The sequence below is a fragment of the Streptomyces sp. NPDC086835 genome, assembly GCF_044745705.1.
GTDB lineage: Bacteria > Actinomycetota > Actinomycetes > Streptomycetales > Streptomycetaceae > Streptomyces.
In genome coordinates this window covers 822,075-842,243 of record NZ_JBIVAU010000003.1, presented here as the reverse complement: position 1 = coordinate 842,243, position 20,169 = coordinate 822,075, and the positions used below count along the sequence as shown (strand labels likewise).

General features: G+C 71.4%; 20 protein-coding genes. 11 read left to right on the top strand and 9 right to left on the bottom strand.

Features of this window, described 5'->3' with window-relative positions; all coding sequences use genetic code 11:
• From ACIPJI_RS15085 to ACIPJI_RS15075, 3 genes are all read left to right on the top strand, one after another.
• A partial coding sequence (locus ACIPJI_RS15085) for a VOC family protein (RefSeq protein ID WP_402246578.1) occupies nucleotides 1-244 on the top strand: 244 nt, incomplete at its 5' end.
• A 142-nt stretch (nucleotides 245-386) separates the two neighbouring features.
• The gene (locus ACIPJI_RS15080; protein ID WP_402246576.1) at nucleotides 387-911 is read left to right on the top strand and encodes a VOC family protein; all 525 of its coding nucleotides are present in this window, start codon (nucleotides 387-389) and stop codon (nucleotides 909-911) included.
• Nucleotides 912-986: 75 nt separating this feature from the next.
• Nucleotides 987-2,135, top strand: coding sequence for a winged helix DNA-binding domain-containing protein (locus tag ACIPJI_RS15075; RefSeq protein WP_402246575.1), 1,149 nt, complete (start codon nucleotides 987-989; stop codon nucleotides 2,133-2,135).
• A gap of 40 nt (nucleotides 2,136-2,175) precedes the next feature.
• Here the strand turns inward: ACIPJI_RS15075 and ACIPJI_RS15070 are convergent, their stop codons facing one another.
• The 3 genes from ACIPJI_RS15070 to ACIPJI_RS15060 all read right to left on the bottom strand — a co-directional run bounded on the left by ACIPJI_RS15070 (nucleotide 2,176) and on the right by ACIPJI_RS15060 (nucleotide 4,774).
• Nucleotides 2,176-3,462 carry an RNA polymerase sigma factor gene (locus ACIPJI_RS15070; RefSeq protein WP_402246573.1) on the bottom strand — a complete coding sequence of 429 codons (1,287 nt, stop codon included), beginning with the start codon at nucleotides 3,460-3,462 and terminating at the stop codon, nucleotides 2,176-2,178.
• A gap of 5 nt (nucleotides 3,463-3,467) precedes the next feature.
• Nucleotides 3,468-3,818, bottom strand: coding sequence for a YciI family protein (locus tag ACIPJI_RS15065; protein WP_402246572.1), 351 nt, complete (start codon nucleotides 3,816-3,818; stop codon nucleotides 3,468-3,470).
• A gap of 203 nt (nucleotides 3,819-4,021) precedes the next feature.
• Complete coding sequence (locus ACIPJI_RS15060) at nucleotides 4,022-4,774, bottom strand: AraC family transcriptional regulator (RefSeq protein WP_402246570.1); 753 nt, start codon at nucleotides 4,772-4,774, stop codon at nucleotides 4,022-4,024.
• Between the two features lie 54 nt (nucleotides 4,775-4,828).
• Here ACIPJI_RS15060 and ACIPJI_RS15055 point away from each other — a divergent pair, with 54 nt between their 5' ends.
• Nucleotides 4,829-6,046, top strand: a complete 1,218-nt coding sequence (locus tag ACIPJI_RS15055; protein WP_402246568.1) for an MFS transporter — start codon at nucleotides 4,829-4,831, stop codon at nucleotides 6,044-6,046.
• A 36-nt stretch (nucleotides 6,047-6,082) separates the two neighbouring features.
• Here ACIPJI_RS15055 and ACIPJI_RS15050 read toward each other — a convergent pair whose 3' ends face one another.
• Nucleotides 6,083-6,616, bottom strand: a complete 534-nt coding sequence (locus ACIPJI_RS15050) for a GNAT family N-acetyltransferase (protein ID WP_356622396.1) — start codon at nucleotides 6,614-6,616, stop codon at nucleotides 6,083-6,085.
• Nucleotides 6,617-6,831: 215 nt separating this feature from the next.
• Here ACIPJI_RS15050 and ACIPJI_RS15045 point away from each other — a divergent pair, with 215 nt between their 5' ends.
• The gene (locus ACIPJI_RS15045; RefSeq protein ID WP_356622390.1) at nucleotides 6,832-8,235 is read left to right on the top strand and encodes a DEAD/DEAH box helicase; all 1,404 of its coding nucleotides are present in this window, start codon (nucleotides 6,832-6,834) and stop codon (nucleotides 8,233-8,235) included.
• 58 nt (nucleotides 8,236-8,293) lie between these two features.
• Here ACIPJI_RS15045 and ctaD read toward each other — a convergent pair whose 3' ends face one another.
• The gene (gene ctaD, locus ACIPJI_RS15040; protein ID WP_402246565.1) at nucleotides 8,294-10,027 is read right to left on the bottom strand and encodes a cytochrome c oxidase subunit I; all 1,734 of its coding nucleotides are present in this window, start codon (nucleotides 10,025-10,027) and stop codon (nucleotides 8,294-8,296) included.
• A gap of 410 nt (nucleotides 10,028-10,437) precedes the next feature.
• On the opposite strand from ctaD, the gene ACIPJI_RS15035 reads away from it, so the two are divergent.
• Both ACIPJI_RS15035 and ACIPJI_RS15030 read left to right on the top strand, forming a co-directional pair.
• Nucleotides 10,438-11,229, top strand: a complete 792-nt coding sequence (locus tag ACIPJI_RS15035) for a class I SAM-dependent methyltransferase (protein ID WP_307711118.1) — start codon at nucleotides 10,438-10,440, stop codon at nucleotides 11,227-11,229.
• Between the two features lie 28 nt (nucleotides 11,230-11,257).
• The gene (locus tag ACIPJI_RS15030) at nucleotides 11,258-12,001 is read left to right on the top strand and encodes an SDR family oxidoreductase (RefSeq protein ID WP_307711117.1); all 744 of its coding nucleotides are present in this window, start codon (nucleotides 11,258-11,260) and stop codon (nucleotides 11,999-12,001) included.
• A 155-nt stretch (nucleotides 12,002-12,156) separates the two neighbouring features.
• Here the strand turns inward: ACIPJI_RS15030 and ACIPJI_RS15025 are convergent, their stop codons facing one another.
• Nucleotides 12,157-12,765 (bottom strand): superoxide dismutase, encoded by a 609-nt coding sequence (locus ACIPJI_RS15025; RefSeq protein ID WP_402246563.1) that lies wholly within the window; start codon nucleotides 12,763-12,765, stop codon nucleotides 12,157-12,159.
• 455 nt (nucleotides 12,766-13,220) lie between these two features.
• Between ACIPJI_RS15025 and ACIPJI_RS15020 the strand changes: the two genes are divergently transcribed.
• Nucleotides 13,221-13,886 carry a hypothetical protein gene (locus ACIPJI_RS15020; protein WP_402246561.1) on the top strand — a complete coding sequence of 222 codons (666 nt, stop codon included), beginning with the start codon at nucleotides 13,221-13,223 and terminating at the stop codon, nucleotides 13,884-13,886.
• Nucleotides 13,887-13,982: 96 nt separating this feature from the next.
• On the opposite strand, the gene ACIPJI_RS15015 is transcribed toward ACIPJI_RS15020, so the two are convergent.
• On the bottom strand, nucleotides 13,983-14,420 hold the full coding sequence (locus ACIPJI_RS15015) for a hypothetical protein (RefSeq protein ID WP_364597460.1): 438 nt from the start codon (nucleotides 14,418-14,420) through the stop codon (nucleotides 13,983-13,985).
• Between the two features lie 107 nt (nucleotides 14,421-14,527).
• Between ACIPJI_RS15015 and ACIPJI_RS15010 the strand changes: the two genes are divergently transcribed.
• Complete coding sequence (locus ACIPJI_RS15010) at nucleotides 14,528-15,259, top strand: helix-turn-helix transcriptional regulator (RefSeq protein ID WP_402246621.1); 732 nt, start codon at nucleotides 14,528-14,530, stop codon at nucleotides 15,257-15,259.
• A 124-nt stretch (nucleotides 15,260-15,383) separates the two neighbouring features.
• On the opposite strand, the gene ACIPJI_RS15005 is transcribed toward ACIPJI_RS15010, so the two are convergent.
• Nucleotides 15,384-16,367, bottom strand: a complete 984-nt coding sequence (locus tag ACIPJI_RS15005; RefSeq protein ID WP_402246558.1) for an alpha/beta fold hydrolase — start codon at nucleotides 16,365-16,367, stop codon at nucleotides 15,384-15,386.
• A 622-nt stretch (nucleotides 16,368-16,989) separates the two neighbouring features.
• Here ACIPJI_RS15005 and ACIPJI_RS15000 point away from each other — a divergent pair.
• Entirely contained in the window at nucleotides 16,990-17,529 is a 540-nt protein-coding gene (locus ACIPJI_RS15000; protein ID WP_402246557.1) for a hypothetical protein, read from the top strand.
• A 31-nt stretch (nucleotides 17,530-17,560) separates the two neighbouring features.
• Here ACIPJI_RS15000 and ACIPJI_RS14995 read toward each other — a convergent pair whose 3' ends face one another.
• Complete coding sequence (locus ACIPJI_RS14995; protein WP_402246555.1) at nucleotides 17,561-18,244, bottom strand: class I SAM-dependent methyltransferase; 684 nt, start codon at nucleotides 18,242-18,244, stop codon at nucleotides 17,561-17,563.
• Between the two features lie 365 nt (nucleotides 18,245-18,609).
• On the opposite strand from ACIPJI_RS14995, the gene rox reads away from it, so the two are divergent.
• Nucleotides 18,610-20,076 carry a rifampin monooxygenase gene (rox, locus tag ACIPJI_RS14990; RefSeq protein ID WP_402246553.1) on the top strand — a complete coding sequence of 489 codons (1,467 nt, stop codon included), beginning with the start codon at nucleotides 18,610-18,612 and terminating at the stop codon, nucleotides 20,074-20,076.
• The last annotated feature ends 93 nt before the right edge of the window (nucleotides 20,077-20,169 follow it).

The window sequence follows — 20,169 nt, the reverse complement described above, 5'->3', positions numbered from 1 at the left end:
GGGCGGGTCCTGGCACTTCGAGCTGACCCGTGACCCCGAGCGCCCGCTGGAGCCGGCTCCGACCGTGGACGACCTGTTCGTGGTCTACCTGGGTGTCCCCGTGGAGGAGAGCCTGGTCGACCGGCTGGTGGCCTGCGGCGGCACCCGGGTGCGCGCGCACAATCCGTACTGGGACGAGCACGGGGTGACGGTCGCCGACCCGGACGGCTACCGGCTCGTCCTGTGCTCCCGCACCTGGGGTTAGCGTCTGTCCGGTCGCGTCCGGCGGGAGGCGCCTCGGAGCCGGTGCGCCCGGCGGTTGCATCTAGGACGGAATCTGACCTGTATGGGTTCTACGGTCGTCAGGTCATGCAGAGCCGGAGGACCGGGAAGAGAGGACGGGACCGATGAACCGCACTGTGCCCGAGGGGTATACGAGTGTCGCGCCGTGGGTGGTCACCGACGACACCGGCGCACTGCTCGACTTCATCACCGCCGCGTTCGGCGGTGAGGAGCTCGCACGGGTGCCGGTCGAGGACGGCACCATCGGTCACGGTGAGATCCGTGTCGGCGACACGGTCGTGCTGGCCTTCGACCGGCGGTCCGACTGGCCGGTGATGCCGTCACTGCTGCGGATCTACGTCTCCGACGCGGATGCCGTCATGGCCGCCGCCGTTGCGCACGGGGCACAAGTGGTCACCGAGGCGCTCGACAGTGCGTGGGGCGACCGTGGCGGCAGGGTGCGCGATCCGTTCGGCAACATCTGGTGGGTGACGAGCCGCATTGAGGACGTCGCGCCGGACGTGGCCTGGCAGCGGATGTCGGAGCCGAAGTACGCCGAGTCGATGCGCATCGCCCAGGAGACCCTGGACGCGGAACTCAGCGGCCGGGAGTCGGGGGTGGCCAGTGCCCCGCAGCGCCCGGCCCGTTGAACCCTTCGTCCCGCCCGGCCCGGCATCTTTTCGCCACCCGGGCCGGGCGGCGGCCGCACCCGCCACAATCCCCGCATGAAGATCACCGCGCACGGGCTCAACCGTGCCACGCTCGCACGGCAGTTGCTGCTCGCCCGTGAGCCGCTCGACGTCGCGGAGGAGGTGCGACGGGTGGTCGCCCTGCAGGCGCAGCAGCCCGTTTCGCCGTACATCGCCCTGTGGAACAGGCTGAGCGGCTTCGACGCGTCGGGGCTCGACGCGTCGGTGGCCGGTCTGCGGACGGTGAAGGCGACGCTGATGCGGCTCACCCTGCACGCCGTCCATGCCGAGGACTACCGGACGTTCCGCGAGGCGATGGAGCCGACGCTGCGCGGCTCCCGGCTCGGCGACCCCCGTTTCACGGCGTCCGGGCTCACAGCGGACGACGCCGGTGAACTGGTCGCGGATCTCCTGGAGTTCGCCGACCGGCCGCGGACCGCGGCCGAGATAGGGGGCCGGCTCGAGAAGCGGCTGGGCGCGCCGATGGAGTCGGCGGCGCAGCGGATGCTGCGTCAGTATGTGCCGCTGTGGCATGCGCCGACGGGAGGGCCGTGGTCGTTCGGTACGCGGCCGTCGTTCGTGGCGGCGGGTGAGCGGCCGGTACTGGCGGATCCGGAGGTGGCCGCGGGGAGCCTGCGGGAGCTGGTCCGGCGCTACTTGGAGGGCTTCGGGCCGGCGTCGGTGGCGGACATGGCGCAGTTCGCGACGGTGCAGCAGGCCCGCATCAGGGCGGCGGTGCTTTCGCTGGGCGGTGGACTCGTGCGGTTGGAGGGGCCTGACGGGACGGTGCTGTACGACGTTCCCGGCGGGCTGCTTCCGGCGGAGGACGTTCCGGCGCCGCCGAGGCTGATGGCGATGTGGGACAGCGTCCTGCTGGCCTACGCCGACCGGAGCCGTGTCGTCCCGCCCGAGTGGCGCCGGCATGTGACGCGGGTGAACGGCGACGTGCTGCCCACGCTGCTGGTCGACGGTCATGTCGCGGGTGTGTGGCGTGCGGTGGAGGGCGGGGTCGAGGCCACGGCCTTTCGTCCGCTTCCCGGTCATGTCTGGGAGCAGCTGGCCGTGGAGGCGGCGTCGCTCGTCGCGTTCCTCGCTCCTCGTGACCCGGTGGCCTACCGGCGCTACGACCACTGGTGGGTCAAGGGGCTGCCGGCGGCCGAGGTCCGGCTGCTTCCGGGTGGGTGAGCCGGGGAGCGCCTCGAATGCGCGGGCGTGTACGGGGCTGTCATGGGTGGGCCGTGGTGTCCGGGCCGGCCTGTTCGACCGCCTCCAGTCTGCGCCGCAGGTGGGCCCGTTCGGGTTCGGTGCCGGCGAGGTCGAGTGCTTGCCGGTAGGCCGCCGCGGCCTCGGGGAGCCTGCCGAGGCGTTGCAGGAGGTCGGCCCGGGCGGCCGGATACGGGTGGTGGCCGCGTAGCCGCTCCTCTCCTGCCAGGTCGTCGAGCAGCGCCAGGCCTGCTTCGGGGCCGTCGCGCATGGCCACGGCGGCGGCCCGGTTCAGGGCGACGACCGGGGAGGGGGTGAGGGTGAGCAGTACGTCGTAGAGCGCGACGATCTGCGGCCAGTCGGTGGTCGTGAGGTCGGTTGCCTCGTCGTGGAGGGCGGCGATCGCGGCCTGCACCCCGTAGGGGCCGGGTGGGCCGCCGGTCAGGGCCGGGGGTACGAGTGCCAGGCCTTCGTCGATCATGGTGCGGTCCCAGCGGTCGCGGTCCTGGTCCTCGAGGAGCACGAGTTCGCCGGTGGGGCCGGTGCGGGCGGCGCGGCGGGCGTGGACCAGCAGCATGAGGGCGAGCAGCCCGGTGACCTCTCGTTCGGCGGGCAGCAGCCGGTGCAGGATGCGGGCGAGGCGGACGGCTTCCTCGGCGAGGTCGAGCCGTTGGAGGCGGGGGCCGGAGCTGGCTGTGTAGCCCTCCGTGAAGATGGAGTAGAGGACCTGGAGGACGCCCGGCAGGCGTCCGGGCAGTTCGTCGGCGTCGGGTACCCGGAACGGGATCCGGGCCTCGCGGATCTTCTTCTTCGCCCGTACGATCCGCTGGGCCATCGTGGCGGGCGGTACGAGATAGGCGCGGGCGACCTCGGGTGTCGTCAGTCCGGCCAGGCAGCGCAGGGTGAGGGCTCCGCGGGCCTCGGGCAGCAGGGCGGGGTGGGCGCAGGTGAAGAACAACTGGAGCCGTTCGTCGGGCAGATCGCTGTCCGCGCCGGTGCCCGGGGCCGGGGCGGGGCCGGCCCGGTCCGCGTCCAGTTGGAGGACGGCGAGGCGGGCGGCGTACGCCTGGTCGCGCCGGAGCAGGTCGACGGCCTTGCGCCGGGCCGTGGTCAGCAGCCAGGCGCCGGGCTTGTCCGGCACGCCGTGGACCGGCCAGTGCACCAGCGCCGCTTCGACCGCCTCGGAGGCGACTTCCTCCGCCAGGTCCAGATCCCCGAAGCGGCGTACGAGGGAGGCGAGCAACCGGCCGTGTTCTTCGCGGAACACCGATTCCACCGCGTTGTCCGTGCCGGTCGCCCGCGCCTGCATCGCTGTCAGGCCCCGAAGTCGGCGACCGGCCGCACCACGACCGAGCCGCTGCCGCGTGCCCCGGGGCAGCGGGCGGCCCAGTCGAGGGCGATGTCGAGGTCCGGCACGTCGATGACGTAGAAGCCGCCGAGGACTTCGCGGGTCTCGGCGAACGGCCCGTCGGTGACGGTCCGTTCGCCGTCGGCGCCGACCTGGACCTTGGTGGCGGTGACCAGGTCGGCCAGCGACTCGCCCGAGACGAGGATGCCGGCGTCGCGCACGGCCTTGTCGTAGGCCATCCAGTCCTCGACGCTGCATTCGGCGGCCCCGCCGTTCGCGTCGATCGCGCCACTGTTGATCAACATCATGTACTTCATGGTCCGACTCCCTCAGGGTCTGTCGTCTTCTCGTGCGGCGGGGTGCCGCACACCATGACGACGAACGGGACAGGGCCGTATCGACACGGTCCCCCGATTTTCTTCTGACTTTCTTGGCGGGCTTCGCGGGCTGCTTCGTGGTCCGGGGAGTCTTCAGGTGCCCAGGGCGGCGGGGGCCGGGCTTTGGGGTGCCGGGCCGGGGGTCAGCCGGGTCCGTGGCGGTGGTGTGTGCCGGGGGTGTGGCCGAAGGTCCGGCGGAAGACGTCGATGAACGCGCTGGCGGACGACCAGCCGCACCGGTGCGCCACGGTGGTCACGGGGGTGTTGTCCGCCAGCAGGACCAGTGCGTGGTGCAGGCGCAGTTGGGTGCGCCACTGCGGGAACGTCATGCCGAGGTCGGACTTGAACAGCCGGGACAGGGTGCGGTCGCTCGCGCCGACGTCCCTGCCCAGTGCGGCCAGGGTGCGGTTGTCGGCGGGGTCGGCGCGCAGCAGGTCGCACAGGTCCCTGAGCAGGGGGGAGGTGGGTGTGGGCAGGTGGAGCGGCTGCTGGGGCGAGGCCCGTAGTCGGTCCAGCAGTACGGCACGCAGGCGGGTGCGTTCGGGGCTGTCGTCGAGTGGGGGGCGGGTGTGGGCGAGGATGAGTTCGCGGAGCAGGGGGGCGACGGCGAGCACGGTCGGTGTGTGGAGACCGAGCGGGTTGTCGGTGGCGGGCAGGCCGACGAGGTGCAGTTCCAGGTCGCCGTGGGCCTGGTGGCCGTGGACGGTGCCGGCCGGGATCCAGATGGCGCGGGTGGCGGGTGCTACCCAGGTGCCGGCGCCGGTCGTGACGGTCAGCGCTCCTCGCCCCGCGTAGACGATCTGGTGGTCGTCGTGCTGGTGGGCGTCGATCTGTGTCCCGGTCGCCAGGCTCTGGGTCCGGGTCGGAGCGACCGGCTGGTGGCGGATCTGCGGCATTGGTCGGCAGTTTATCGGAAGTACGACAGTCGGTGTGCTGGCGACGATGATGGCGTGCGGAAGAACAGGTCGGTGGTTCTGCTGTCGGTCGGGCATGCCTGCGTGGATGTGTATCAGGGGGCGGTGGCGTCACTCGTGCCGTTCTTCGTGGCCGAGCGTGCCTACAGTTACGCGGCGGTGTCCGGGATCGTGCTTGCCGCGTCGGTGCTGTCGTCGGTGACCCAGCCGGTGTTCGGGGTGCTGACCGACCGGTGGGCGATGCCGTGGCTGCTGCCGGTGAGCACGCTGCTGGGCGGGGTGGGCATCGCCCTGAGCGGTGTGAGCGGCTCCTACGGGTGGACGCTGGTGTTCGTGGCGGTGTCGGGGCTGGGGGTGGCCGCCTATCATCCCGAGGCTGCCCGGGTCGCGCGGCTCGCCTGCCGGGGCAGTCACAAGGGGATGGGCTGGTTCTCCCTCGGCGGGAACCTCGGCTTCGCGCTCGCGCCCCTCATGGTCGCCGCGGTCGTCGCCGTCGGGGGGCTGCGGCTGTCGCCGCTGTTCGTCGTGCCGGCCCTCGTCGGCAGCGTGCTGTGCCTGCCGGTGCTGAAGTCGCTGGAGAAGGACGGGCGAGTGCGCTCCGGCCCGATGGCGACGAGGGGAGCCGATGACCGGGGGTCGTTCGTGAAGCTGTCGATGGCGGTGATCTGCCGGTCGGTCGTCTTCGTCGGCCTGAGCACCTTCATCTCGCTCTATGCGCGGCAGCGCACGGGAGGCGGCGCGGCGGCGGGCACCGCGGCGCTGTTCGTGCTCTACCTCGGCGGCGCGGTGGGCTCCGTGGTGGGCGGGCACCTGGCCGAGCGCTGGGACCGGGTCGTCGTCTCCCGCTGGTCGTACCTGGCCACGGTCGTCGCGGTCGCGGGGATCGTCACCGTCCCGGGGCCGGTGCTCTACGTGTTCGTGGCGCTGGCGTCGGCCGGCCTGTACGTGCCGTTCTCGCTGCAGGTCACCCTCGGTCAGGACTATCTGCCCTCGCGGGTCGGTACTGCCGGCGGGATCACCCTCGGTCTCACCGTCAGTGCCGGCGGCCTGGCCGGCCCTTTCATCGGGCAGCTCGCCGATGCGACGTCCCTGCGGACGGCGCTGGCTCCGCTGGTGGTGATGCCCGTGCTGAGCTGGCTGCTGCTGCGTAACCTGCCGGAACCCGCGACGCCGCAGCGCGTCACGGCGACGGCGCGGCAGACCGGGGACGGGACGGAGACGGCGGAGGCGGGGCGAGGGCGGGGGCGGGGGTGACGCAAGGCGGCGCCGGCTGCCCGGCGGGCCGGCGGCTCAGGCCTGGAACTCGGTGAGGTCGATGCTGTGGACGCGCAGCGGAAAGCCGTACACGGGGTGCACCGTCTCGCGCTCGAGCACCATGCCGAGCTTGCGGATGACGTTCTCGGACGCGTCGTCCCCGGCGCGGCTGATGCTGATGACGCGGTCGAGTCCACGGTCCTGGAGCGCGAACTCGAGCGTCGCGTGGGCGGCTTCGGAGGCGTATCCCTGGCCCCAGAACGGGGAGCCGAGCCGCCAGCTGATCGCCACGGCGGGCATCACCTCCGGCAGGAACTCGGGCACGGACAGTCCGGTGAAGCCGGCCAGTTCGCCGGAGGCGAGCAGTTCGACGGCGAAGAGACCGAAGCCCTCCTCGTCCCATTCCTCTTCCCACTGCTCGATCGCCTCGGCGGTGTGCTCGAGATCGTGCGGGGAGGAGTCGTCGACCCAGCGCATGACCTGGGGGTCCGCGTTGATGTCCGCCATCGGCACGAGGTCGTCGTCGTGCCAGCGGCGGAGGATGAGGCGGGGGGTGCGGATCTCGGTCATGGGCGCCCATCCTGCCGGAGGCAGGGGGGTCACCGTTAATCGGTGCCCGTGCCGATGCTGCCGGGGCGGGGGCCCTGCGCCGGAGCGGGGTGGGCGGGGCCGGTCGGGGTGGGGGTGCGCTGGTAAAATGGGGTCACGCTTCGTCGTTCTGGGGCCCGTACCAAGGGGTGCGGGCCCCGGCTCGTTCCGGGCGCCAGACCACGGAAGGGTCCCCCATGAATGCGAAGCCGTCAGCCGCTGGGCGCCTTGGTGCCGGCACAACCCGGCCGACGGCGGTGCAGGGTGAACTCTCGGCGGTGACGCTGACGCCCGGCTCGCCGCCCGCGCAGTCCTTCGCCGAACTGGGGCTGCCCCCGGAAGTGACGCGGGTGATGGCCGGCTCCGGGGTGACGGAACCGTTCCCGATCCAGGCGGCCACCCTGCCCGACGCGCTGGCCGGACGGGACATCCTCGGCCGGGCGCGGACCGGGTCGGGCAAGACTCTCGCCTTCGGGCTGGCCCTGCTCACCCGTCTCGCGGGCCGGCGCGCCGAGCCGAAGCGGCCGCTGGGGCTGGTCCTGGTGCCGACCCGGGAACTGGCGCAGCAGGTGAGCGACGTGCTGGCCCCGTACGCGCTGGCGCTGGGGCTGCGGCCGGCGACGGTGGTCGGCGGGTTGTCGATCGGGCGGCAGGCGACACTGATGCGGGCCGGCGCCGACGTGGTCGTCGCGACCCCGGGTCGGCTGGCCGACCTGGTGGCGCGCCGGGACTGCCACCTGGACCAGGTGCGGATCACGGTGCTGGACGAGGCGGACCAGATGTGCGACATGGGGTTCCTGCCCCAGGTGTCGGAGCTGTTGGACCAGGTGCGGCCGGGCGGGCAGCGCATGCTGTTCTCGGCCACCCTCGACCGCAACATCGACCATCTCGTCGGGCGCTACCTCCATGACCCGGTGCTGGCGACGGTCGACCGGGCGGCGGGCGCGGTCACCACGATGGAGCACCATGTGCTGAACATCCATCCGGCGGACAAGTACGCCACCGCCACGGAGATCGCCGCCCGGGACGGGCGGGTGCTGATGTTCCTGGACACCAAGCACGCGGTCGACCAGTTCACCCGCCATCTGCGCGGCAGCGGGATCCGGGCCGCCGCGCTGCACAGCGGGAAGTCGCAGCCGCAGCGCACGCACACGCTCGCCCAGTTCAAGAGCGGTGAGGTCACCGTGCTGGTGGCCACCAATGTGGCCGCGCGGGGCATCCATGTCGACGCGCTCGACCTTGTCGTCAACGTCGACCCGCCCGCCGACCCCAAGGACTATCTCCACCGGGGCGGCCGCACGGCGCGTGCGGGCGAGTCGGGCCGGGTGGTCACCCTGGTCACGCCGGGCCAGCGGCGTGATGTGAACCGGATGATGTCCGATGCCGGGATCCGGCCGGTGGTCACCCAGGTGCGCTCCGGCGAGGAGAAGCTGGCGGGCATCACGGGAGCGAAGCGGCCGCCGGTCGCGGACAAATCCGCCGGCGGCAACGCGCCCTTCCGGGGGCTGGGCGCCCGGGCTCCGAAGGAGTCGCGCAGGACGGCCGAGGCCCGCGGTCTCGCGGAGGCCCGTAAGGCGGCCCGGGTCCGCCGAGGTCACTGACGTTCTTTCAGCGGCGAGCACAGCCGCACTCGCCTCTGAGGGTGCGGGATGTTGCGTCCTATTCTTCTGTGCCGTTCTCGTCCCCGCTCAGGGGCGCCACGCCCTTGCCGGGTTCGATGACGTCGCGCCGGCCGGTGTCTTCGGCCTCGTCGAGCTGCGTGAGGACCGGGTGGTGGAGGTCGAAGGCGGGCGACTCGGAACGGATCCGGGGCAGCGTGGTGAAGTTGTGCCGCGGCGGGGGGCACGAGGTGGCCCATTCCAGGGAGCGGCCGTAGCCCCACGGGTCGTCGACGTCGATGCGTTCGCCGCTCTTCGCCGTCTTCCAGACGTTGTAGAAGAACGGGAGCGTGGAGGCGCCCAGGAGGAACGCCCCGATGCTGGAGACGGTGTTGAGGGCGGTGAAGCCGTCGGCGGCGAGATAGTCGGCGTAGCGCCGTGGCATGCCTTCGGCGCCGAGCCAGTGCTGGACGAGGAACGTGGTGTGGAAGCCGATGAACAGCGTCCAGAAGTGGATCTTGCCGAGGCGTTCGTCGAGCATCGTGCCCGTCATCTTGGGCCACCAGAAGTGGAAGCCGGCGAACATGGCGAACACGACGGTGCCGAAGACGACGTAGTGGAAGTGGGCCACGACGAAATAGCTGTCGGTGACGTGGAAGTCGAGCGGCGGCGAGGCGAGGATGATGCCGGTCAGGCCGCCGAAGAGGAACGTGACGAGAAAGCCGATGGACCACAGCATCGGCGTCTCGAAGGACAGTGATCCCCTCCACATGGTGCCGATCCAGTTGAAGAACTTCACCCCGGTGGGTACCGCGATGAGGAAGGTCATGAAGGAGAAGAACGGCAGCAGGACCGCGCCGGTCGCGAACATGTGATGGGCCCACACGGTCACCGACAGTCCCGTGATCGCGATGGTCGCCCCGATCAGCCCGGTGTAGCCGAAGATCGGTTTCCGGGAGAAGACGGGGAGGATCTCCGTGACGATGCCGAAGAACGGCAGGGCGATGATGTAGACCTCGGGGTGGCCGAAGAACCAGAAGAGGTGCTGCCACAGGAGTGCGCCGCCGTTCTCCGGGTTGAACACCTGCGCGCCGAAACGCCGGTCGGCCTCCAGGACCAGCAGCGCGGCCGCGAGGACGGGGAAGGCGAAGAGCACCAGGACCGAGGTGAACAGGATGTTCCAGGTGAAGATCGGCATCCGGAACATCGTCATTCCCGGCGCGCGCAGGCAGATGATCGTCGTGATGAAGTTGACGGCGCCGAGGATCGTGCCGAACCCGGACAGCGCCAGGCCCATGATCCACAGGTCGCCGCCCACGTTCGGTGAGCGCGCACCGCCGCTGAGCGGTGTGTAGGCGGTCCAGCCGAAGTCGGCGGCGCCCTGGGGGGTGAACAGGCTGCTCAGCACGATCAGTCCGCCGAAGAAGAACAGCCAGAACGACAGCATGTTCAGCCGTGGGAACGCCACGTCGGGAGAGCCGATCTGCAGCGGCATGACGGCATTCGCGAAACCCGCGAAGGTGGGCGTCGCGAAAAGCAGCAGCATGATGGTGCCGTGCATGGTGAACGTCTGGTTGTACTGCTCGTTGGAGAGGATCTGAATGCCCGGCCGGGCCAGTTCCGCACGGAGCAGCAGGGCCATCACACCGGCGACGACGAAGAACAGGAACGACGCGATCAGGTAGAGGTGCCCGATCTTCTTGTGATCGGTGGTCGTCAGCCACACGATGACGACCTGGCCCCGCGTGCGGCCCTTCACGGGAACGGGCGCCGTCGTGCGGGTGGATGTGACCATGTGTGACCCCCGGGCGGTTCTGGCGGTTCCTTCGTGCGCGGTTCGGGTAGCGGCGGTTCGGAAAGCGGTGGAGTGCCCAGCCAACGCGATGCCACACGTTATGCCGCGAAGCCGCGCCGGGGCCCGCGGACATGCCCTCGGCCGGGTCAGCGGGGCGCGGGCAGCTCCGCGCGGGAGTTCGCCGATCGGTGCGCGCAAGGGGTCGAGGACGTGCTCGGCAGGCTGTCGCAGTGTTCTCGTCCGGGGCGGCGTGGGCCGTGGGAGTGAACACCTCGTGCGGGCCCCGGGGCGGCCGGGCCCGCGTCGGTCTCGGGCGGAGTGTGTGCCGAACGGGTGAGCGGGCGCCCGGTGGGGTCGCCCGTGGTTAGCATCCGGGAAGGGGGACGCCCACCGATGGCACGGAGGCCGTCATGCCGCAACGACCCGCATCCCGTCTGTCGACGAACCGGTCGAGCCTCGGCCACAAGGCGCGGTACGCGCTGCGGCATCCGCAGCGCGTGCTGCCCTACCTGCGCCGGGCGGGCCGGGACACATGGCTGCGGCTGCGCCACCGCGGCGGCCACGTCGCCTACTACCGGGCGGTGATGGCCTCCGACACCGCGAGGAGCCCGGAGGCGGCGGTCGGCGGCGGGCCTTCTCACGACCGCTGGCTCGCCATCGGGCAGATGCAGTTCGACTACCTGTGCGAGCACGGGCTGAAGCCGCAGGACCGGATGCTGGAGATCGGCTGCGGCAATCTGCGGGCCGGCTGGCGGTTCATCGACCATCTGGAGCCCGGCCACTACTACGGGATCGACATCTCCCCCGACATTCTCATCGAGGCCAAGAAGACCCTCGTCCGCTACGGGCTCCAGCACAAACTTCCGTATCTGACGCCCGTCGACAACCTGACGCTGGACTTCCTCCCCGACGCCACGTTCACCGTCGTTCACGCGCACAGCGTCTTCTCGCACTCGACGCTGGAGATCATCGACGAATGTCTGGCGAACGTGGGGCGGGTGCTCGCCCCGGGCGGGTTCTTCGACTTCACCTACGACCGCACCGAGACGCGCGAGCACCAGGTGCTGGGCGAGGACTTCTACTACCGGACCCAGACGCTGGTCCGGCTGGCCGCCCGGCACGGCCTCACCGCCCGCTTCATGGACGACTGGGAACAGCTGCCGCACGGCCAGTCGAAACTGCGCGTCACCCACGCCGTGTGAGCGCCTGAATGCCTGAACGGAGAGATCGATGCGTGTTGCGGTAGCGGGCGGTACCGGCCTGGTCGGGCGGCACGTCGTCGGGGAACTGCGCGCCGCCGGGCACGAGCCTGTGGTGCTGGCCCGTTCGACGGGCGTGGACGTCACCACGGGCCAGGGCCTCACCGACGCCCTGGCCGGTGTCGGCGCGGTGATCGACGTGACCAACACGCAGACGCTCAGCCGCAGGAAGGCCGTGGCGTTCTTCGAGGCGGCGTCGCGCCGTCTGCTCGCTGCCGAGGAGCGGGCGGGCGTGCGCCATCACGTGGTGCTGTCGATCGTGGGCATCGAGCGGGTCGGCCACGGCTACTACCAGGGCAAGATCCGCCAGGAGCAGGTAGTGGCGGCCGGCCCGGTCCCGTGGACGGTGCTGCGGGCGACGCAGTTCCACGAGTTCGCGGACCAGCTCCTCGACGGGATGCCCGGCCCGCTGGCGGTGATCCCGCGCATGCGCGTCCAGCCGGTCGCGGTCCGGGAGGCGGCCCGCGCCCTGGTCGAGCTGGCCGAGGGGCCCGCCCAGGGCATGGCCCCCGAGCTGGCGGGGCCCCGCGAGGAGTGGCTCCTCGACATGGTCCGCCGCCTGCTCCCCACCCGCCCGGAACGCCGCTTCGTGCTGCCGGTCCGCTACCCGGGAGCGGCGGGCCGCGCGATGGCGGGCGGCGGCCTGCTCCCCACGGGGCCGGGCCCGCGCGGTATGCAGACGTTCGACGCGTGGCTGGCGGACACGCGCGGCTGAGACCGGCCGCCCCGGCGAGGTGTCCGGCGGGGTATCCGTGGCTGCCCCCGGTGGGGTGTCCGGCGGGTCGCCGTTCGCGGCGGGCGACGAGTTCCTCGGGTGCTCGTCGCCCCGGGCGCCGCGTCCTCGGGGCGGTCGCGCGGCCCGCGTGAAGGTCAGGCGCCGGCCGCTGCCGCGTAACGGGCGGCGACGTCCTCCCAGTTGACCAGGTCCCACAGCTTGGTGACGTAGTCGGGGCGGACGTTCTTGTACTGCAGGTAGTAGGCGTGCTCCCAGGCGTCGAAGACCAGCAGCGGGGTGCTGCCCTGGCCCACGTTGCCGTGGTGGTCGTAGACCTGCTCGACGATCAGGCGGCGGCCGAGCGGCTCCCACGCCAGCACGCCCCAGCCGGAGCCCTGCACCGAGGTGGTGGCGACGGTGAGGTGCTTCTTGAACGCCTCGAAGCCGCCGAGGTGTTCGTCGATGGCGTCGGCAAGGGCGCCTGTGGGGCGGTCACCGCCGTCCGGGGAGAGGTTCTGCCAGAAGATCGAGTGCAGGGCGTGCCCGGAGAGGTTGAAGGCGAAGGTCTTCTCCAGACCCACCAGGCCGGTGGGGGTGATCAGGTCCTTCTCCCGGGCCTCGGCGAGCTGTTCCAGGGTGTCGTTGGCGCCCTTGACGTAGGCGGCGTGGTGCTTGGCGTGGTGCAGCTCCAGGATCTCCGGCGTGATGGCCGGGGCGAGCGCGGAGTAGTCGTAGGGCAGGTCGGGAAGCGCGTAGGTGCCCATCAGGCACGTCCCCTTTCGTTGCGTGTGGGTGATCGTCCGGGGACAGCCAACCTCTATTGCACATTACTTGCAACAACGTATCTGATGCATCAACATGGCCGGGGGCGGGGTCGGCACGTCAGCTTTCGGCGGTGCGGCATTCGACGTGCTGCCGTTCCTCCCGAGAGGTGATCGTCTTCTCACCGGCGCCCGCCGGACGCCGGCCCCGCTCCCCCGGCGCGTACAGCACCCGTCCGCAGGTCTTCTGACGTCGACTCGGCAGCGGCCCGCCGCGGCGCTCCCGCCGCCGGTACCTGCGCGGTTCGTCGCGCCGGTCCGCGCGACCTGAGAGCGACCACGGGTCCGCCGAGCGGCCGAGGTGGGCGTGGCGAGTTGCCGCTCAGGGTCGATGGCCCGGAAGGGGGCGGCGTGAAGGATGGGACGCGTCGGAACTCACCAACTCCCGGGAGCCCACCGTGTTTTCTCCGTCATCACGCAGGACAGTGGCCGTGCTGGCCGCGGCCGTCGCAGTGCTCGCCGCGAGCGGCGTCTCCAGCGCGTCAGGGGCTCCTGGTGCCTCCGGTGCCTCCGGTGCTTCTGCCGAGGGTCGTGGAACGCCCTCGTACGCGAGTGTCACCGGCCATGCGGATTTCGTGCTGCCCTACCACCAGGACGAGGACGTCCGCTCGTTCAGCTTCGACGCGGTCGCCGCTCCGTACAGCCGGCCGCTGCCCGGGATACCCACGGGTCTTCCCACCGACGCCCGGGGAACGGTCAGGATTTCGCACTACTCGGCCGCACGGGACGTCACCTACACGGCCGAGGGGCGGGTGGACTGTCTGGTCACCGGGCCCCGCTCGGCGACGCTGACGGCCGTCATCACCAAGGTGGGTCCCGGCGGACCCCTCGACATCGGCCGGCGGCTCGGGTTCAGCGTCTACGACGGGGGCAAGGACGGCAAGAACCGCTCCGGCGACCGTGTGGGCTTCTCATGGAACGGCGTGAATCTGCTGCCGGGCGGTGCGGCCGCCCCCGAGGAGGCCCCTGTCGGCACATGCATGGCGCCGGCACCGTACGCCCCGGTGACCAAGGGCGGCTACACGGTCGTGCACGCCGAACTCCCGGCCCCGGCACAGCCCTGACCTGCCCGCGCAGGCGGCTCGGCACGGGCGGGGCCTCGGTGCCTCGCCCGCGGCGGACCGGTCCTGTCGTCGCCGGCCGCGGCCGTCGCGGTGCGATCAGTGCGGCCGTCGGGTGCCGTGGTAGTGCTGGGCGAGCCGGGCGAGGGCGACCGCGCCGAGCAGGAGACCGAAGTCGCGCAGCGCGATGTCGTAGTGGCCCGGGACGGTCAGCAGGTTGACGATGATGCCGGCGAGCCAGCCGGCCACGAGCCAGCCTCCGAAGCGCGGTGCGAGAGCGACGGCGACGCCCGCCACGATCTCGATGACGCCGACGGCGTACATGGCCTGCTGGGCGCTGCCGGGGACGATGTCGTTGATCCACGGCGCGAGATAGACGGGCCAGTCGACGAGCAGGTTGGTGAACTTGTCCAGCCCGAACAGGACGGGCGCCACGGTGAACCCGATGCGCAGGATGACGAACGCCTGGTAGCCGGGGTCGGCGAGCGCGGCCCGCCGCGCGGGGGCGGACGTGGTTGTTGTGGTGGGGGACGACATGGTGGGCGCCCTTCGTCTTCGGTTCTCTGCGAGCTTCTATCGACAACTCTCACTATCGATAGAAGCGCGGATCACCTCTTTAGTCAATGGCCGTTGGTTTTACACTGGTGTTCGTGGACCACCCGAAAGAAGCACCCCACCCGGATGCCGCACCCGACCCGGATGTCTCCGCCGTCGCCGCCCTCGACGAGCCGACCCGCAGGAGGCTCTACGACCACGTCGCGCGCCAGCCGGAACCGGTCAGCCGCGACGAGGCCGCCGAGGCTCTCGGCCTGGCCCGGCAGACGGCCGCCTTCCACTTGGACCGCCTGGCCGGCGAATCGCTGCTCGACGTCGTCTATGAACGGCGCAGCGGACGCACCGGTCCGGGAGCGGGCAGGCCCGCCAAGCTCTACAAGCGCTCGGCCAAGCAGGTCGCCGTCAGCCTGCCCGAGCGCCACTACGAACTGGCCGGACGGCTGCTCGCCCAGGCCGTGGAGACGTCCGAGGCCACCGGCGAACCGGTCAGGACCGTCCTGCACCGTGAAGCGCACCGGCTCGGCGCACAGCTCGCCGGGCGCGACACCACGGACGTGCTCGACCTGCTGGAACGGTACGGATTCGAGCCCCGCCACGACGGGGAGGCCATCGTTCTGGGCAACTGCCCCTTCCACGCGCTCGCCCGCGAACACACTCAAACGGTGTGCGGCATGAACCTCCACCTGCTGCGCGGTGTGCTCCAAGGGCTCGACGAGGACCGTCTCCAGGCGTGCCTGGCGCCCACCCCCGGCCGGTGCTGCGTCCGCCTGGAGCCGGCGCCCTCCCCGTCCGCGGGCCCTTCTCCTCGTGCCGGGCGCTGACCGTCCGACTGTGCAGGGCCGAAGCCGGGTGGGTTCGACAACATCAGGGCTCATGCCTCAGCGGCATCGGGTGCCGGTCGGCATCGTCCCGGCCGTACCTCGGCAGCCGTACGGGCCGCCTGTGTCAGGCGGGCAGTGCGGCGAGCCAGCCGGTCAGGAGCCGGTTGACCTCGGTGGGGCGTTCCTGCTGGATCCAATGACCGCAGCCGTCGAGGAGGTGTGAGGAGACCAGGCCGGGCAGCGTCGTGGGGTAGGCGTCGATCGCGTCGGCCATCCACACGGTGGAGGCGTCCAGGGCGCCTCCGATGAACAGGGACGGCTGGGTAAGGGGAGCGCCGTCGAAGGCGGCGAGATCGTCCCAGTCCCGGTCCATGTTCCGGTAGCGGTTGAGCGCCGGGCCCAGGCCGGTCCGCTCGAACTCCCCCGCGTAGACGTCGAGATCGTCCTCGCCGAGCCAGCCGGGCAGCGTGCCCGTGGGGAACCGGGCGCGCAGCGTCCCGCCTCTGCTCACGAAGTGGGGGTCCGGCGCGCCGGGTGCGGGCATGGTGTCGGCGGACAGTGCGGCGTAGAAGCCGGCGAGCCAGCCGCGTACGTCGGGTTCGATCTCGGCCTCCGCACGGCCCGGCTGCTGGAAATAGGAGACGTAGAACTCCTCCTCCCCGCCCATCCGGGCGAAGACGTCACCGGGCCGCGGACCGCCGCGTGGGGTGTAGGGCACGCTGAGCAGTCCCACCGCACGGAAGACGTCCGGCCGGAGCAGGGCGGAGTTCGCGGCGATGGTCGCCCCCCAGTCGTGTCCGACGATCACCGCGGACCGCTCACCGAGGGCGTGCACCACCGCGGCGTTGTCGTCCACCAGGTCGAGCATCCGGTACGCGTCCGTGGCGGCGGGCTTGGAGGAACGGCCGTAGCCTCGGACGTCGACGGCGACCGCGCGAAATCCGGCAGCGGCCAGCGCCGGCAGTTGGTGACGCCAGGAGTACCAGGATTCCGGGAAGCCGTGCACGAGCAGCACCAAGGGGCCGCTGCCCTGCTCCACCAGATGGATCCGGCCCGCCGGTGAGGGGACCAGTCGGTGGGTGGCGTCGGCGGCCTGCTGCTGCGGCATGAGTCCTCCACGGGTCTCCAGTGTGCGCGTCGGGGTCTTCGGTTCCCGCGCGTGCACGGCTCTTCGCCGAGCATGCGGCGGCTCTGGCGGGCGCGGCCAGCCGTGTTGCCGATTCGGCAAATCGGCGGCGGCCCGCCGTCGTCCGGCGGCATTCCTGGCGTGCGGGCGTGCGGAGGCCGTGCCGTTCGCGTTCTGCGAACGGCACGCGCTGCTCGTACAGTTCGCAGGGGAAGGATGTGGCGATGGCACTGGTCAGGAAGGGGGCGCTGCGCATCACCGTCGACGGCGCCGCCTACCGCTGGAGGCTGCGCGGAAGGCCGACGTACGGCCAAGGAATGGTGTGGTCTCCCCCTCACCTACGCGGTCGAGCTCGCGGACAGTCCGGGCACGACCTTGGTGGTCACGACCGATCAGCCGCATCCGGGCAACTGGCTGGGAAGTACGGCCGCGCCGCTCCTGCCCTCGCACGTCGCCGAGAGCATTCGCACCGCCCGCGCCGGCGGCTGGACACCCGGGGCCCCTGGCTCGCCGTTCCGTCTCGACCGGTCACAGGGGTTCGTCCCGTTCCACTGAACCGTCACCGCACCAAGGGAGTCTTGTACATGACCAGGAGCGAGGATCGTTGAGCACCGGCGCGGGCCAGGAAGAGCCAGGGCACGATCTCGGCACATGGAGCTTCGAACGGCTTCGGGCGATGGCCGTGAACGAGCACGGCAGCCACCTTGAGGCAGTGCGTATCGTCGCGCAGGAGCGTGCCTACTTCAGCGACGGACCCGCGGATGCCCGTCGGCAGTGGGCCAAGCTCTCCCTGCTGGCGAACCGGCGTGCGCACGGTGACAGCCCGGAGGATCAAACCCGTGCGGCCACGCAGGACTTCATGCTCCGGATGTGGGTCATCGACCATCTCGGTCCCGACGACGACGATCCCGACTGGAGCCCGGACACACTGGCGTCCGACACGCTCGACGCGCTGCGTCTGACGCCCTCACAGGCCGGTGCGCTCGCCGGCGGCCGGCGGGAATCGGCCATCGAGCAGATCCGCGAGCTGCGGTGGCACAAGAACCTGACGGCTCATCTGGCCGGACTCGCCGGCCACCTGGAGCCCGGCCCGACGCGGGATCTGCTTCTCGCCTGGGTCGAGGTCCGCCCTCGCCTGCCCTGAGCCGGACGGCGTCCGGCGTCGTCCGGCCGCGTCAACGGGAGGGTGTGCCGGGGGCGTTCGGCGACTCGGGCTTGCGGGCGAGGAAGGTGGCGACCATTCTCTTCGTTCCTTCGCCGGGCGGCTGCAGCAGTTGCGCGGTGATCACGAGGCCGGCCGCCTCCAGCAGTTCGGCGGTCCGGTCCGGCGGGGTGAGGTAGGACTCGTAGGACACCGGACGGCCGCCGTACGCCTGTGTCGGGCGCAGATGTTCGCCGGTTCCCGCATGGCCGGCCAGCATCAGGCAGCCGCCGGGTGCGAGCGTGCGACGGAATTCGCCGAACACGACCGGCAGCAGTTCCGGTGGTGTGTGGTGGACGGAGTAGTAGGCCAGGATGCCGCCGAGTGCGTCGTCGTCGATCGCCAGCGCGGTCATCGACCCGACGGTGAAGCTCAGCCCCGGGTATGCCTGACGGGCCAGCTCGACCATCGCGGGCGACAGGTCGATGCCGAACGCGGACACACCCAGCCCGGCCAGGTGCGCGGTCACCCGGCCGGGACCGCATCCCACGTCCGCGACGGGCCCGCGGCCGGCCGTCCGTACGTCCTCGGCGAACGCCGCCAGCACGGCGCGTGAGAGCGGGTCCAACTCGGCCGGGAACTTGACCTGTCGGGCGTATTCGGCGGCGACGGTGTCGTACGACTCCCGGACGGCGGCGAGGTAGGAGAGGTCGGTCACGGGCGTGACTCTAGAGGAGGGCCCTCCGGTCCTGGCCGGCGCAGTACCGGGCCGTTCACGGCGGCCAAGAAAAGGAAAAGGCAAGGAGGTTACCCGCTCCTTGCCACTCTCAACTTATAGCGCACCGGGGGGCTTGCGGCAAGGCCCGGGGCGTGCCGCAGAATGATCGACCCAGGTCGGAACCTGCGGAAATGGCAGCTTCGTGAAGTGTGGGGGCTTTTGTTGCTGTCCGGGTCGCGCGGGTGTCGAACCGTCGGTGGGACTCGCGGTGCGGTGGCGGGGCTCGGCGCGCAGGTGCGGGGTGCGTGCCGCCGGACCGCGCGGGCTGATGGCCAAAATCCAATCTCGTTGAATGGGCGTTCTTGATGATTGACGTGATCGTGGTCGGCGGCGGGCCGACCGGCTTGATGCTGGCGTGCGAGTTGCGGCTGCACGGCGTGCGCGTGGTCGTGCTGGAGAAGTTGACCGAGCCGACCCGGGAGGGCCGCGGGCAGGGCCTGCACACGCGCAGCGTCGAGGTGATGGACCAGCGCGGTCTGCTGGACCGGTTCCTCGCGGTCAGTGAGAAATTCCAGGTCGGCGGGCTTTTCGGTGGCATCGTCAAGCCGTGGCCGGACGGGTTGGACACGGCGCACCCGTACGGCGTCGCCACCCCGCAGCCGGTCACCGAGCGGCTGCTGGGCGAGCGTGCCGTCGAACTGGGCGTGGAGATCCGGCGCGGCTGCGAAGTGGTCGGGGTGAGTCAGGACGAGGACGGGGTGAGCGTCGAGCTGGCGGACGGGGGCGCCCCCGCCGGTGGGGGCGTCGCGGGCGCGGGAAGTACGCGCCTGCGCTCGCGTTACCTCGTCGGGTGCGACGGCGGCCGCAGCGTGGTGCGCAAGCAGCTCGGCGTCGGTTTTCCCGGCGAGCCCGCCACGGTCGAGACGCTGCTGGGCGAGATGGTGCTGACCGAGGATCCGGCGACGATCGCCGCCGTCGTCGAGGAGGTCCGCAGGACCCAGCTGCGGTTCGGGGCCATTCCCCTCGGGGAGGGGGTGTACCGCATCGTCGTGCCGGCCGACGGCGTGTCCGAGGACCGTGCGACCGGGCCGACCCTCGAGGAGTTCGAGCGGCAGCTGCGGGCCGTCGCCGGTACCGACTTCGGCGTGCACTCGCCGCGCTGGCTGTCCCGGTTCGGCAACGCCACCCGGCAGGCCGAGCGCTACCGGGTCGGCCGGGTGCTGCTGGCGGGCGACGCGGCGCACATCCACCCGCCGACCGGCGGGCAGGGGCTCAACCTCGGTGTCCAGGACGCGTTCAACCTCGGCTGGAAGCTGGCCGCCGAGGTCGCCGGCTGGGCGCCGGAGGGTCTGCTGGACAGCTACCACGCCGAACGGCATCCGGTGGGCGCCCGCGTGCTGGACAACACCCGCGCGCAGATCACGCTGCTGGGCACCGATCCGGGTGCGACCGCGCTGCGGGAGCTGTTCACGAAGCTGATGGACTTCGAGGAGGTGAACCGGTACGTGACCGGGATGATCACCGCGGTCGAGGTCCGCTACGACTTCGGCGAGGGGCATGAACTGCTCGGCCGGCGGATGCGGGACGTGCAGCTGAAGCGGGGGCGTCTCTACGAGCTGATGCACGAGGGCCGCGGACTGCTGCTCGACCGGACGGGCCGGCTGTCGGTGGAGGGCTGGGCGGACCGGGTGGACCACGTCGTCGACGTCAGCGAGGAACTGGACGTGCCCGCGGTGCTGCTGCGGCCGGACGGCCACGTGGCGTGGGTCGGTGAGGATCAGCAGGATCTGATCGGCCGGCTGCCCACGTGGTTCGGCGCTGCCGTCGGCTGAGCGGGCGGGTCGCGGCCCGGAAGGGAGCGGGGGCGGTCTTCGGCCGGGTTCGGCGCGGCCGGTGCCGTGCCTCCCGCCGGGTACCGCGCCACG